We start from the raw sequence: 12,909 nt of genomic DNA on the forward strand, positions 1-12,909 counted from the left end.
TGACCGCATGCTCGGGGGGAGCCCGGCATGCGGTCAACCGATCAAATGGGCGGGATGACCAGGTCCAGGCGCGGGTATTCGCCGTCTTCGCTGCGCTCACCCTTGGGCGGTACGTGGTGGGTGCCGGTGATCTGCTCGCCGTTCATGGTTTCCAGGTGGATGTCGAAGCCCCAGAGGCGGTGCAGGTGTCGCAGCACCTCCTCGGTGGATTCGCCCAGGGGTTTGCGGTCGTGTTGCTGGTGGCGCAGGGTCAGGGAGCGGTCGCCTCGACGGTCGACGTTCCAGATCTGCACGTTGGGTTCGCGGTTGCCGAGGTTGTACTGGGCGGCGAGGGTTTCGCGGATCTGCCGGTAGCCTGGCTCGTCATGGATAGCAGGGACCAGCAGCTCGTCCTTCTGGTCGTCATCAAGGATGCTGAACAGCTTGAAGTCGCGGATCACCTTGGGCGAGAGGTATTGGAGGATGAAGCTCTCGTCCTTGAAGCTCTTCATGGCGAATTTGATGGTGGAGAGCCAGTCGCCGCCGGCGATGTCGGGGAACCAGCGTTTGTCTTCCTCGGTGGGCTCCTCGCACATGCGGCGGATGTCGCGGTACATGGCGAAGCCCAGGGCGTAGGGGTTGATGCCACTGTAGTAAGGGCTGTCGAAGCCGGGCTGGAATACGACGCTGGTGTGGGACTGGAGGAACTCGAGCATGAAGCCTTCGGTGACCAGGCCTTCGTCGTAGAGGTCGTTCATCAGGGTGTAGTGCCAGAAGGTCGCCCAGCCTTCGTTCATCACCTGGGTCTGGCGCTGGGGATAGAAGTACTGGGCGATCTTGCGCACGATGCGCACGATCTCGCGCTGCCAGGGCTCCAGCAGCGGTGCGTGCTTTTCGATGAAGTAGAGAATGTTTTCCTGGGGTTCCGACGGGAAGCGCCGGTTGTCCTTGTCACCGCCCTTGCCCGCGCCCTTGGGAATGGTGCGCCAGAGGTCGTTGATCTGCTTCTGCAGGTGTTCCTCGCGCTCCTTTTGCCGGCGCCGTTCTTCTTCGGCGGAGATCGGATAGGGTCGCTTGTAGCGGTCGACGCCGTAGTTCATCAGGGCGTGGCAGGAGTCCAGCAGGTCTTCCACCGCGTCGATGCCGTGGCGCTCCTCGCATTGCATGATGTACTGCTTGGCGAACACTAGGTAGTCGATGATCGAGCTGGCGTCGGTCCAGGTGCGGAACAGGTAGTTGCCCTTGAAGAAGCTGTTGTGGCCGTAGCAGGCATGGGCGATCACCAGCGCCTGCATGGTGATGGTGTTTTCTTCCATCAGGTAGGCGATGCAGGGGTCGGAGTTGATGACGATTTCGTAAGCCAGACCCATCTGCCCGCGGGAGTAGCCTTTCTCGGTGGCCAGGAAGTGCTTGCCGTAGGACCAATGGTGGTAGCCCAGCGGCATGCCCACCGAGGCGTAGGCGTCCATCATCTGCTCGGCCGTGATGACTTCGATCTGGTTGGGATAGGTGTCCAGGGCATAGCGCTCGGCCAGTCGGCTGATCTCGCGGTCGTAGGTGCGGATCAGGTCGAAGGTCCACTCCGACCCGGTGGAGATGGGTTGCCTTTTCTTCTCTGTGGCAGTCATGTCACGGCCCTCAGGTAACCAGTCGGCGCTGGAAGAGTTCGCGGAACACGGGGTAGATATCGCCAGGGGAGACGATTTGCTGCTGGGCGAAGGTGTCGGCGAAGGTGTCGCAGACCTGCTCGTATTCGAACCACAGCGCCTGGTGCTCGCGCGGGGTGATCTCGACGTAGGTGTAGTACTGCACGAAGGGCATGATCTGCTTGATCAGGATGTCCCGGCAGATGGGCGAGTCGTCGTTCCAGTTGTCGCCGTCCGAGGCCTGTGCTGCATAGATGTTCCATTCGTTGACGGGGTAGCGCTCGGCCATGATCTCCTGCATCAGCTTGAGGGCGCTGGAGACGATGGTGCCGCCCGTTTCGCGGGAGTAGAAGAACTCCTCTTCGTCGACCTCGCGGGCGCTGGTGTGGTGACGGATGAACACCACTTCGATCTTGTCGTAGTTCCGCTTGAGGAACAGGTACAGGAGGATGAAGAAGCGCTTGGCGATGTCCTTGGTCGCCTGGGTCATGGAGCCGGAGACGTCCATCAGGCAGAACATCACGGCCTTGGAGCTGGGATTGGGCTGCTTGACCAGCAGGTTGTACTTGAGGTCGAAGGTGTCGAGGAACGGCACCCGTTCGATTCGTGCGCGCAGCTTGAGGATCTCCGCTTCCAGTTCCTGGATGTCGCCGAAGTTGTCCGGCTCCTCACGCTTGAGCCTGGCAAGTTCTTCCCGCGCGACCCGCAGCTTGGCGCGGCTAGAGCCGGAAAGGGCAATGCGACGGGCATGGGCCGAGCGCAGGGTGCGGATGATATTGATGCGTGAGGGGTTGCCCTCGTTGCTGATGCCGGCGCGTACGGTCTTGAAGGTGTCGGAGCCGGTGAGATGGCGTTTGACCAGGTTGGGCAGCTCCAGGTCTTCGAACATGAAGTCGAGGAATTCTTCCTGGGTGATCTGGAAGACGAACTCGTCCATGCCTTCGCCGGAGTTGCTGGCCTTGCCACTGCCGCGTCCGCCGCCACCGCCTTGCGGTCGAGGGATGCGTTCGCCTGTTGTGAATTCCTTGTTACCCGGGTGAACGATGGTCTGCCGGCCGCCACGGCCGTGATGCAGCACGGGCTCGTCGATGTCGCGGCCGGGAATGCTGATCTGCTCACCATGCTCCATGTCGGTGATGGAACGGCGGCTGACGGCTTCCTCCACCGCCTTCTTGATGTGGTCGCGGTACCGCCTGAGGAAGCGCTGGCGGTTCACCGTGCTCTTGTTCTTGCCATTCAGGCGTCGGTCGATCACGTAGCTCATGGGTGCCCCTCCGGGGCAGCTTCAAGCCGCAGGCCGCAAGCCGCAGGTAGAAGCGCAGAGCATCGGCCCCCGCTCCTTCTTGCCGCTTGAAGCCTGCAGCTTGTGGCTGCAGTTACTGCGACTTGCGTACCCGCAGGTACCACTCGGACAGCAGGCGAACCTGTTTCTCGGTGTAGCCGCGCTCGACCATGCGTTTGACGAAATCGTTGTGCTTCTGCTGCTCGTCCTTGCTGCCCTTGGCGTTGAAGCTGATGACCGGCAGCAGGTCCTCGGTGTTGGAGAACATTTTCTTCTCGATCACCACCCGCAGCTTCTCGTAGCTGAGCCAGGTGGGGTTCTTGCCGTTGTTGTTGGCCCGGGCGCGCAGCACGAAGTTGACGATCTCGTTGCGGAAGTCTTTCGGGTTGCTGATGCCGGCGGGTTTCTCGATCTTCTCCAGTTCTTCGTTGAGGGCGACGCGGTTGAGGATCTCGCCGGTTTCCGGGTCCCGGTATTCCTGATCCTGGATCCAGAAGTCGGCGTAGAGCACATAGCGATCGAAGATGTTCTGGCCATACTCGCTGTAGGACTCGAGGTAGGCGGTCTGGATTTCCTTGCCGATGAACTCGATGTAGCGCGGTGCCAGGTATTCCTTGATAAAGCGCAGGTAGCGCTCACGCACCTCGGCGGGGAATTGTTCCTGCTCGATCTGCTGTTCCAGCACGTAGAGCAGGTGAACCGGGTTGGCGGCGACCTCGTGCGGATCGAAGTTGAACACCTTGGAGAGGATCTTGAAGGCGAAGCGGGTGGAGAGGCCGTTCATGCCCTCGTCGACGCCGGCGGCGTCGCGGTATTCCTGGATCGACTTGGCCTTGGGATCGGTGTCCTTGAGGTTCTCGCCGTCGTAGACGCGCATCTTCGAGTAGATATTGGAGTTCTCCGGCTCTTTGAGACGCGAGAGGGCGGAGAACTGCGCGAGCATCTTCAGGGTGTCGGGTGCGCAGTGGGCGTTGGCCAGGGAGCTGTTGGCCAGCAGCTTGTCGTAGATCTTGATTTCATCGTTGACGCGCAGGCAGTAGGGCACCTTGACGATGTAGATCCGGTCGATGAATGCCTCGTTGTTCTTGTTGTTGCGGAAGCTGTGCCATTCCGATTCGTTGGAGTGAGCCAGGAGGATGCCCTGGAAGGGGATCGCCCCGAGGCCCTCGGTGCTGTTGTAGTTGCCTTCCTGGGTGGCGGTCAGCAGCGGGTGCAGCACCTTGATCGGCGCCTTGAACATCTCGACGAACTCCATCAGGCCCTGGTTGGCCCGGCACAGAGCGCCCGAGTAGCTGTAGGCGTCGGCGTCGTTCTGCGGGAATTCCTCCAGCTTGCGGATATCCACCTTGCCCACCAGGGCAGAGATGTCCTGGTTGTTCTCGTCACCGGGCTCGGTCTTGGCTACGGCGATCTGGTTGAGGATGGAGGGGTAGAGCTTGACCACGCGGAACTGGCTGATATCGCCGCCGAACTCGGCGAGGCGCTTGGTGGCCCAGGGCGACATGATGGTTGAGAGGTAGCGCCGGGGAATGCCGTAGTCCTCTTCGAGGATGGCGCCGTCTTCGGTGGCATTGAACAGCCCGAGGGGCGACTCGAACACAGGAGAGCCCTTGATGGCATAGAAGGGCACTTTCTCGATCAGCTGCTTGAGCTTCTCGGCCAGGGAGGATTTGCCGCCGCCCACCGGACCCAGGAGGTAGAGGATCTGCTTCTTCTCTTCCAGGCCCTGGGCGCCGTGGCGGAAGAAGGCGACGATCTGGTCGATGCAGTCTTCCATGCCGTGGAAGTCGGCGAAGGCCGGGTAACGGCGAATCACCTTGTTGGAGAAGATCCGTGACAGCCTCGAGTCGGTGGAGGTGTCCAACAGCTCCGGCTCACCGATGGCCATCAGCATCCGTTCGGCTGCGGTGGCATAGGCGCTGCGGTCCTGCTTGCACAGGTCGAGATATTCCTGAAGGGAATATTCCTCCTGGCGGGTCGCCTCGAAGCGTTGTTGGAAGTGGCTGAAAATGCTCATTGCGTCACCTCGCTGGATACTGGGAGCCGGCGGGATCGGATATGCGGGTGCGGGCAGTCAGCCGACGAGTCAGCCGATGAGAAACCCCCAGAACACCTAATGGTCGCTGCCGATGGCCCGGAACCGGTGTGCCGGCTCTCCCCTTTTGGATGGCCTGACCTAAGAGTAGTTCGGAATCCGGGAGGTCAAGGATGACGGAAGGATAACAAGAGATTGCCGTTCGTCAGGTCGCGGCGCGAGGCCAGTGATGGCGCGGGATTGCGCCATCGAGAAAAATTTTACTCGGCGCTGCCCTGGGCGACCTCGCCGGGGTAGGTGGCGCGCCAGAGCTCGAAGCCACCGTCCAGGCTGTAGACGTCGGAGAAGCCCTGGCCCACGAGGTAGGCGGCGGCCCCCAGGCTGGAGTTGCCGTGGTAGCAGGTGACGATCAGGGGCTTGTCGAGGTCGGCCTTGGCGATGAAGTCGGCGAGGGAGTAGTTGTCCAGATGCTGCGAGCCGGTGATGTGGCCATTTGCGTAGCTCTGCGGGTCACGGATGTCGACCACCTGGGCACCGTGTTCGCGCAGTGCCTGGGCCCGCTCCGGCGGGATGCGTTGGAATTCGCTCATGCTGTGTTCTCCTCGCAGCTGCAACGGATGCGTTCGCCGCTGTCGACGTTCAGAAGGGTCATGGCCCCGCCCCAGACACAGCCGGTATCGAGGGCGAAGAGGCCGGGTTCGTCGCACTTGCCTTCCAGAGCCGCCCAATGGCCGAAGATGATCTTCTGACCACGGGTCTTGCGTTCGGCGTGGCTGAACCAGGGTGCGTAGCCAGGGGGGGCGGTGTCGATGCCCTCTTTGCTCTTGAGGTCCAGGGTGCCGTCGGCCTTGCAGAAGCGCATGCGGGTGAAGCAGTTGGTGATGACGCGCAGGCGGGCAATGCCTTGCAGGTCTCCATCCCATTTCGCCGGTTCGTTGCCGTACATGCCGTCAAGGAAGAGTGGCAGACGGACATCGTCCCGCAGAACTTCCTCCACCTCGGCCGCGCGTTTCAGCGCCTTGGCCAGCGTCCAGTTGGGCGGGATGCCGGCGTGGACCATGGCGATGTCGCGCTGCTCGTCATAGTGCATCAGCTTTTGCTGGCGCAGCCATTCAAGCAGGTCGGCGGCATCGGGTGCTTCGATGATCTCGCGCAGGGTGTCCGATTTCTTCAGGCGTTCGGCATTGTGGGCCGCTGCCAGCAGGTGCAGATCATGGTTGCCCAACACGCAGACCAGGCTATCGCGCATGGCGTAGAGGAAACGCAGGGTTTCCAGCGATTTCGGGCCACGGTTGACCAGGTCGCCCACCAGCCACAGGCGATCGCGAGCGGTGTCGAACGCCACGCGTTCCAGCAGGCATTTCAGTGGGTCGAGGCAGCCCTGGAGGTCGCCGACTGCGTACACCGTCATGGGGGCTCCTGTCAGTGCAGCGCGCCGGGAACGGCCAGGCGGAAGGGGGCGATCTCGGCGTCGAAGCGTTTTCCGTCCTCGGCCACCATCTGGTAGCTGCCCTGCATGGTGCCGACGCGGGTCGCCATCACCGTGCCGCTGCTGTAGACGTGGCTCGCGCCCGGCTCGATCAGTGGTTGCTGGCCGACGACGCCGGCGCCGCGCACTTCCTGCACGTGACCATCACCGTCGGTGATCACCCAGTGACGGGACATCAGCTTCGCCGGCAGCTCGCCATCGTTGCGGATGGTCACGGTGTAGGAGAAGGCGAAGCGGTTCTGCTCGGGCTGCGACTGTTCCGGGAGGAAGCGAGTGGTGACGCTGACAGCGACCTGGTAACGGGAATCGGACACGGGACTGTTCTCTGGAGCCGGAATGGAAGTCTAGGGCGTCAGGCGCCGGTTGTCTGTTCGGCCAGTTTGTCGGCCAGGCGCACGAAGGCCGCCAGGTCGAGCTGTTCGGGTCGCAAGCCGCCGTCGACGCCGGCGGCTTCGATGGCATGGCTATCGAGCAGGCCCTTGAGTGTATTGCGCAGGGTCTTGCGCCGCTGGTTGAAGGCTTCGCGCACGATGCGCTCCAGCAGGCGATGATCCTTGGCCGGGTGCGGCAGGACTTCATGGGGTACCAGGCGCACGATCGCCGAATCCACCTTGGGTGGCGGGTTGAAGGCGCCGGGGCCGACGTTGAACAGGTGCTCCACGCGGCAGTGGTACTGGACCATGATCGACAGCCGCCCCCAGTCGCCGCCACCCGGCTCGGCGGCCAGGCGCTCCACCACTTCCTTCTGCAGCATGAAGTGCATGTCGCGGATCAGGTGCGCGTTGCTCAGCAGGTGGAAGATCAGCGGGGTGGAGATGTTGTAGGGCAGGTTGCCCACCACCCGCAGGCTGTGGGGCTCTGCGTTGAGCTGGTTGAAGTCGAACTTCAGGGCGTCGCCCTGGTTCAGCTTGAAGCGTGGCTCGTGCCCGAACTTGCTTTGCAGGATCGGGATCAGGTCCAGGTCCAGCTCGATGACGTCCAGTTGCGCACCGCTGCCCAGCAACCCTTCGGTCAAGGCGCCCTGGCCCGGGCCGATTTCCAGCAGGCGCTCGCCTTCCTTGGCATGGATGCCACGGAGGATGCGATGGATGACGCCTGCATCGTGCAGGAAGTTCTGGCCGAAGCGCTTGCGCGCGCGGTGTTGGTATTCGGACATTGCGGGCTCCAGGTGGAGCAGCTTGAAGCCGGTAGCTTGAAGCTGGAAACGGGGAAAGGCGCGGAGTTTACAGCATTGCGCCGATCAGGCCGAAATGTGCTGCTGATCGGCGCGCTGTGGCTCAGCCTCGGCTGGCGGCCATCTCGTAGGCCGTCTCCAGGGCCACCTGCAGGCTGCCCCCATCGATGCGCCCGGTTCCGGCCAGGTCCAGGGCGGTGCCGTGGTCCACCGACGTGCGGATGATGGGCAGGCCGAGGGTGACGTTGACCGCAGCACCGAACCCCTTGTACTTGAGCACCGGCAGGCCCTGGTCGTGATACATCGCCAGCACCGCGTCGCAGTGCTCCAGGTGCTTGGGGGTGAACAGGGTATCGGCGGGGAGCGGGCCGATCAGGTTCAGGCCTTCATTGCACAGGCGCTCCAGGCAGGGCTCGATGACCTCGATCTCCTCGCGCCCCAGGTGGCCACTTTCGCCCGCGTGGGGGTTGAGACCGCACACCAGGATGCGCGGGTTGGGCAGGCCGAATTTTTCGACCAGGTCGGCATGGAGGATGCGGACCACCCGTTCCAAGCGTTCGGCGGTGATGGCGGCGGCAACATCCTTCAGCGGCAGGTGCGTGGTCACCAGGGCGACGCGCAGCCCTCGGGTAGCGAGCATCATCACCACCTGCGCGGTATGGGTGAGTTCGGCAAGGAACTCCGTGTGCCCGGAGAAGGCGATGCCGGCCTCGTTGATCACGCCCTTGTGCACGGGCGCGGTGATCATCCCGGCGAAATGGCCATCCAGGCAGCCCTTGCCCGCGCGAGTCAGGGTTTCCAGCACGTAGCCGGCATTGGCCCGTTCGAGCACGCCGGGCTGGACGGGGGCTTGCAGGGGGGTGTCCCAGACGTAGAGTGCGCCTGCTGGTGTCGGCTCTTCAGGCCAGGCCGCGGGCGAGACGGGCGTGACACGGATGTCGAGGCCAAGCTGGCTGGAGCGTTCTTCCAGCAGCGCTTGGCTGGCAATGGCGATCAGGGGGTAAGGCTGGCGCTCACGGGACAGGAGCAGGCAGAGGTCCGGGCCGATGCCGGCGGGTTCACCAGGGGTGAGGGCGAAGCGGGGAAGGGGCATTGCGGGCTCTCCGGCTGTGGCGCGTGGCGGCGATTGTACCGCCAGCGCGCCACCCTGCGTGGCAGGGCGCCGAAGAATCAGAGCTTGGTTTCGACGTACGCCTCGTCGCGGATCTGGCGCAGCCAGGCTTGCAGCTCTTCGTCGTACTTGCGGTTACGCAGGACGTTGATGGCTTGCTGCTCGCGCATCTGGTCGGCGCTGTCGGTGGCGCGACGGCCCAGGACTTCCAGCACGTGCCAGCCATAGGGGCTCTTGAACGGGCGGGACAGCTGGCCGGCCGGGGTCTTGGCCATGACTTCGCGGAACTCGGGAACCAGCGCGTTGGGGTCGATCCAGTTCAGGTCGCCGCCATTGAGGGCAGAGCCCGGATCCTCGGAGAAACTCTTCGCCAGGTCGGCGAAGTCTTCACCGGACTTGATGCGCTCATAGAGACGCTCGGCCAGGCGCTCGGTGTCGGCTTCGCTGCGAATCTCGCTCGGCTTGAGCAGGATGTGGCGAACATGCACCTCGTCGCGAACCTGGGTGCTGCCGCCACGCTTGTCCAGCAGCTTGAGGATGATGAAGCCACCCGGTGTACGCACAGGCTCGGTGACTTCACCGGGTGCCAGGGCGCTGATCATGCCGTCGAAGGGCGGCGGCAGCTGGGCTGCCTTGCGCCAGCCGATTTCGCCGCCTTCCAGAGCGGTTTCGCCTGCGGAGCGCGAAATCGCCAGTTGGGCGAAGTCGGCGCCTTGCTGCAGTTGCTGGTAGAGCTCCTTGGCCTGGCGGTCGGCAGCCTGGATGGTTTCGGGCGAGGAGCCGTCCGCAACCGGGATCAGGATGTTGGCCAGGTGGAACTCTTCGGAGAGCTGCATCTTGCCCAGGTCGGAGGCGAGGAAGTTCTGCACTTCCTGGTCGGTGACCTGGATGCGCTCCGCCACGCGACGCTGGCGAACACGGCTGATGACCATCTCGCGACGGACCTGGTCGCGGGCGTCCTCATAGGAGAGTCCGTCCTGGGCCAGGGCGGCACGGAACTGCTCGACGCTCATGCCATTGCGCTGAGCGATGGCTTCGATGGCCTGGTTCAGTTCCTCATCGGTGATGCGGATGCCGGAACGGTCGCCGATCTGCAACTGGATGTTCTCGATGATCAGGCGTTCCAGCACCTGCTGGCCCAGCACGTGCTCGGGGGGCAGCGCCGAGCCGCGTTTGGCGATGGTCTGCTGCACCTCATGGACGCGTTGGTCGAGCTGGCTCTGCATGATCACGTCGTTGTCGACGATGGCCACGACACGGTCGATCGACTGGACCTCGGCATGCACGGCACCACCGAGGAACAGGGCGCCCAACAGCAGCGGGCGGAGACAATCAGAAAGCTTGGTCTTCACGTTCACGGTAACCTTGGATGCCATTGTCGAGGAAACTTTCAACCTTGTTGCCGATCACGCCGCCGAGGCCCTTGAACACGATCTGCAGGAATATGCCGCGATCGCCTTGTTCGTTGAGTTCGGGCGAAAGGGTGCTCTCGTCGTAGTCGACCCAATAACGGTTGATCAGGCGGAGTTTCCAGCAGCAGCTGTCGTACTCGAAGCCACCGAAGGCCTCCAGGGTGCGGCTGCGGTTGTAGTCGTACTGCCAGCGCGCGATGGCGTTCCACTGCGGGACGATCGGCCAGATGACGGACGCATCGTGCTGCTCGATCTTGTAGTAGTCCTTGATCACGCGGCCGGTCACGTTGTCGATGTAGTCGCCGCCTTCCTGCCACTGGCCGGTGGTCTGGTTGTAGACCACGGCGTCGTTGCGGTAGCGGTAACCGAAGTTGACCACCTTGTTGACGTCGTCTTCCGGCTGGTAGTGGAACATCATGCTGCCGGAGCGGGTACGGCCGGCGTCTGGATCCCAGTTGAAATCGGAGGACAGGCGCCAGTCGCGGTTGAAGCGGTACAGGTATTCCAGTGCATAGGGCGAAACACTGGCCTGGGCCGACTTGCGATCGCGGTAGTCGATGCCGGGCAGTTGCACCTTGCGGTCTTCGAAGTAGAAGGCCTGACCGATGCTGAAGCGCTGACGCTCGAAACCGTTGGGCTGGATCCAGCGGTTGGTCAGGCCCAGGGATATCTGATTGGCATCGCCCACACGGTCGCGACCGGAGAAGCGGTTCTCACGGAACAGCGAGGAGTAGCTGAAGGCACTCTCGCCGCTGTCAAAGACCGGGATGTTGTCCTGCTTTTCCTCGGGAACGTAGAGATAGAACAGGCGCGGTTCCAAGGTTTGCTTGTACTGTTTGCCGAACAGCTCGGTGTTGCGGTCGAAGTACAGGCCGCTGTCGACGCTGAAGATCGGCACGCTACGATCAGGAGAGGCCTCGAAGTACGTGCCAGCCGCTGCCATGTCTCGGCGCCCTTTCGAGTCCAGGTCGAGGTCATATTGGGTGTAGAGGTACTTGACCGAAGGCTTGAGGAAGCCGTAAGTCCAGTCCAGCGGCAGACTGACGCCGGGCTCCACATGGGTGCGGTTGCCATTGGCGCGTGCGAGACCAGGAATCAGTTCGTCGTACCAGGCGGTATTGGAGTTGCCGTCTTCGTCCGTAAAGTTGCCTTTGCGCAGATCACGCTCGAAGCGCACGAACTCGGTGGAGTAGGAGAACTTCAGGCCACCGGCATCGACCGGCAGCACGCCATCCAGGGTGATCTGGGGCAGGCGGTCGTAAGGAGTGATCTCGGTGACCGTGGCCATTTCATAAGCATGGGCATTGAGCCTGGCGGTGTAGCTGTCGCCACGCCAGGTGACGGCGCCCTGCTGGTTGACGTAGGTCGATTGCTCGATGCCCAGCTCGGTCTGCAGGTCCTGGAAGTAGTAGGGGTCGCTGATGTCGGTGTAGTCCACCTCGGTCATCAGGCGTTCGTCCAGGCCACCCTTGTGTTGCCAGTTGTACAGCCAGCGCTTGTCCTTGTACTCGGACTGCAGCTTGCGATCGTCGTCCTCGTCGTTCAGGTACGCACCACCGAACTGGCCTTCGCTGCCCTTGGTCAGGTAGCGGAACTCGCCTTCCATCAGCAGGCCGCGTTTGGCCATGTAGCGCGGATAGAGGGTGGCGTCGTAGTTGGGCGCGAGGTTGAAGTAGTAGGGCGTCAGCAGGGAGAAACCGGTATCGCTGCTGGTACCGATGCTCGGCGGCAGGAAGCCGGACTGGCGACGGTCGTCGATGGGGAAATAGATGTAGGGGGTATAGAACACCGGAATGTCCTTGACCCGCAGCGTCACGTTGGTCGCGGTGCCGAAGCCCGTGGCCTGGTTCAGCTTGATGTTGTTGCCTTTCAGGTGCCAGGCGTTGTCGCCCGGCTCGCAACGGGTGTAGGTGCCGTCCTTCAAGCGGATGATCGCGTCTTCCTGGCGCTTGGCGTACAGGGCGCTACCGCGGGTGTGCGATTTGTGCAGCACGTACTCGGCGTTGTCGATCTGCGCTTCGCCGTTGTCCAGTTGCAGTTCGGCCCTGTCGCCGACCACCAGGGCGCCGTTGTCGCGCAGCTTGACGTTGCCCACCAGCTCGCCACGATTTTCGGCTTGCAGCAGGTTCGCCTCGTCGGCTTCCACCTGCATGCTGCCCTGGCGCAGGACCACGTCACCGGCGAGGGTCGCGACCTGCTTTTCCTGCTCGTAGCGCGAGGCCTTGGCGGAAACGTAGGTGGGCGCGTCTTCCGGCGGGGTCTTGTCGTTCATGCCGGGGCGGCGTGGCTCGACATAGGCACCTGCGCAGTACGGGCCGGCTTCGGCCAGTTGCGCTGCGGTCAGCTTGTCGCGCGGAACCCAATCCAGATGGCTGAAGTCAGCACTACGGGAGGCGAGTGCCTTGCCACCGGCTTCGGTGACCAGCGTCGTCCTGGCTTCGGCCGATTCGGACGTGCCGCTCGTGGCTGCCGCGCCAGCGACGCCAACCCTGGAGCTCACGGCGCTTTCGCTGTGAACTGGGCGCGGAGGCAGGCTCTCTGCCGTCGCCTTGGGCGCACAGGCCCAACTGCCGGAGGCGGCTGCCTGGCAGTCGAACTGCTCGGCGGCGACTACGAACTGAGTGGCCACAGGCTGCATTGCCAGCAGGCTGCCGGTGACCAGCAGGGGGAATTTTTTACGAAACGCGGGGGATTTTACTGCCATCTTGTTAGTCCGGGCTTCCTGCGCGCCATCGGCCCGCGGGGGCCGCACGCCTCTCGATGGGCTGAAAAAGATGCTGG

General features: G+C 63.0%; 10 protein-coding genes. All 10 read right to left on the bottom strand.

Annotated features, from left to right (window positions below; all coding sequences use genetic code 11):
• Positions 1 to 41 precede the first annotated feature (41 nt).
• Positions 42 to 1,607 carry a SpoVR family protein gene (locus tag PI990_RS03150; RefSeq protein ID WP_021221587.1) on the bottom strand — a complete coding sequence of 522 codons (1,566 nt, stop codon included), beginning with the start codon at positions 1,605 to 1,607 and terminating at the stop codon, positions 42 to 44.
• A gap of 10 nt (positions 1,608 to 1,617) precedes the next feature.
• The gene (locus PI990_RS03155; RefSeq protein ID WP_043244110.1) at positions 1,618 to 2,889 is read right to left on the bottom strand and encodes a YeaH/YhbH family protein; all 1,272 of its coding nucleotides are present in this window, start codon (positions 2,887 to 2,889) and stop codon (positions 1,618 to 1,620) included.
• A gap of 112 nt (positions 2,890 to 3,001) precedes the next feature.
• A complete protein-coding gene (locus tag PI990_RS03160) occupies positions 3,002 to 4,924 on the bottom strand; it encodes a PrkA family serine protein kinase (RefSeq protein ID WP_021221589.1) in 1,923 nt (640 codons plus the stop codon).
• Between the two features lie 278 nt (positions 4,925 to 5,202).
• Entirely contained in the window at positions 5,203 to 5,532 is a 330-nt protein-coding gene (glpE, locus tag PI990_RS03165; RefSeq protein WP_271659812.1) for a thiosulfate sulfurtransferase GlpE, read from the bottom strand.
• Positions 5,529 to 6,353, bottom strand: coding sequence for a symmetrical bis(5'-nucleosyl)-tetraphosphatase (locus tag PI990_RS03170; RefSeq protein ID WP_271659813.1), 825 nt, complete (start codon positions 6,351 to 6,353; stop codon positions 5,529 to 5,531). Before PI990_RS03170 ends, glpE begins: the two co-directional genes overlap by 4 nt.
• 11 nt (positions 6,354 to 6,364) lie before the next feature.
• Positions 6,365 to 6,745: a Co2+/Mg2+ efflux protein ApaG gene (apaG, locus tag PI990_RS03175; RefSeq protein WP_271659814.1), complete on the bottom strand. Its 381-nt coding sequence runs from the start codon at positions 6,743 to 6,745 to the stop codon at positions 6,365 to 6,367.
• Positions 6,746 to 6,783: 38 nt separating this feature from the next.
• A complete protein-coding gene (gene rsmA / locus PI990_RS03180; protein ID WP_271659815.1) occupies positions 6,784 to 7,587 on the bottom strand; it encodes a 16S rRNA (adenine(1518)-N(6)/adenine(1519)-N(6))-dimethyltransferase RsmA in 804 nt (267 codons plus the stop codon).
• A 121-nt stretch (positions 7,588 to 7,708) separates the two neighbouring features.
• Complete coding sequence (gene pdxA, locus PI990_RS03185; RefSeq protein WP_271659816.1) at positions 7,709 to 8,698, bottom strand: 4-hydroxythreonine-4-phosphate dehydrogenase PdxA; 990 nt, start codon at positions 8,696 to 8,698, stop codon at positions 7,709 to 7,711.
• A gap of 77 nt (positions 8,699 to 8,775) precedes the next feature.
• Positions 8,776 to 10,068 carry a peptidylprolyl isomerase gene (locus tag PI990_RS03190; RefSeq protein WP_271659817.1) on the bottom strand — a complete coding sequence of 431 codons (1,293 nt, stop codon included), beginning with the start codon at positions 10,066 to 10,068 and terminating at the stop codon, positions 8,776 to 8,778.
• Complete coding sequence (locus PI990_RS03195) at positions 10,049 to 12,832, bottom strand: LPS-assembly protein LptD (protein ID WP_271659818.1); 2,784 nt, start codon at positions 12,830 to 12,832, stop codon at positions 10,049 to 10,051. Before PI990_RS03195 ends, PI990_RS03190 begins: the two co-directional genes overlap by 20 nt.
• Positions 12,833 to 12,909: the final 77 nt, after the last annotated feature.

Origin of the sequence: Pseudomonas sp. TUM22785, assembly GCF_028198105.1 — a bacterium.
GTDB lineage: Bacteria > Pseudomonadota > Gammaproteobacteria > Pseudomonadales > Pseudomonadaceae > Metapseudomonas > Metapseudomonas solani.

Coding starts and splice junctions, on each gene's coding strand:
- PI990_RS03155 (WP_043244110.1), bottom strand. CDS start 2,889: ATGAGCTACGTGATCGACCGACGCCTGAATGGCAAGAACAAGAGCACG.
- PI990_RS03170 (WP_271659813.1), bottom strand. CDS start 6,353: ATGACGGTGTACGCAGTCGGCGACCTCCAGGGCTGCCTCGACCCACTG.
- PI990_RS03150 (WP_021221587.1), bottom strand. CDS start 1,607: ATGACTGCCACAGAGAAGAAAAGGCAACCCATCTCCACCGGGTCGGAG.
- pdxA (WP_271659816.1), bottom strand. CDS start 8,698: ATGCCCCTTCCCCGCTTCGCCCTCACCCCTGGTGAACCCGCCGGCATC.
- PI990_RS03195 (WP_271659818.1), bottom strand. CDS start 12,832: ATGGCAGTAAAATCCCCCGCGTTTCGTAAAAAATTCCCCCTGCTGGTC.
- glpE (WP_271659812.1), bottom strand. CDS start 5,532: ATGAGCGAATTCCAACGCATCCCGCCGGAGCGGGCCCAGGCACTGCGC.
- PI990_RS03160 (WP_021221589.1), bottom strand. CDS start 4,924: ATGAGCATTTTCAGCCACTTCCAACAACGCTTCGAGGCGACCCGCCAG.
- rsmA (WP_271659815.1), bottom strand. CDS start 7,587: ATGTCCGAATACCAACACCGCGCGCGCAAGCGCTTCGGCCAGAACTTC.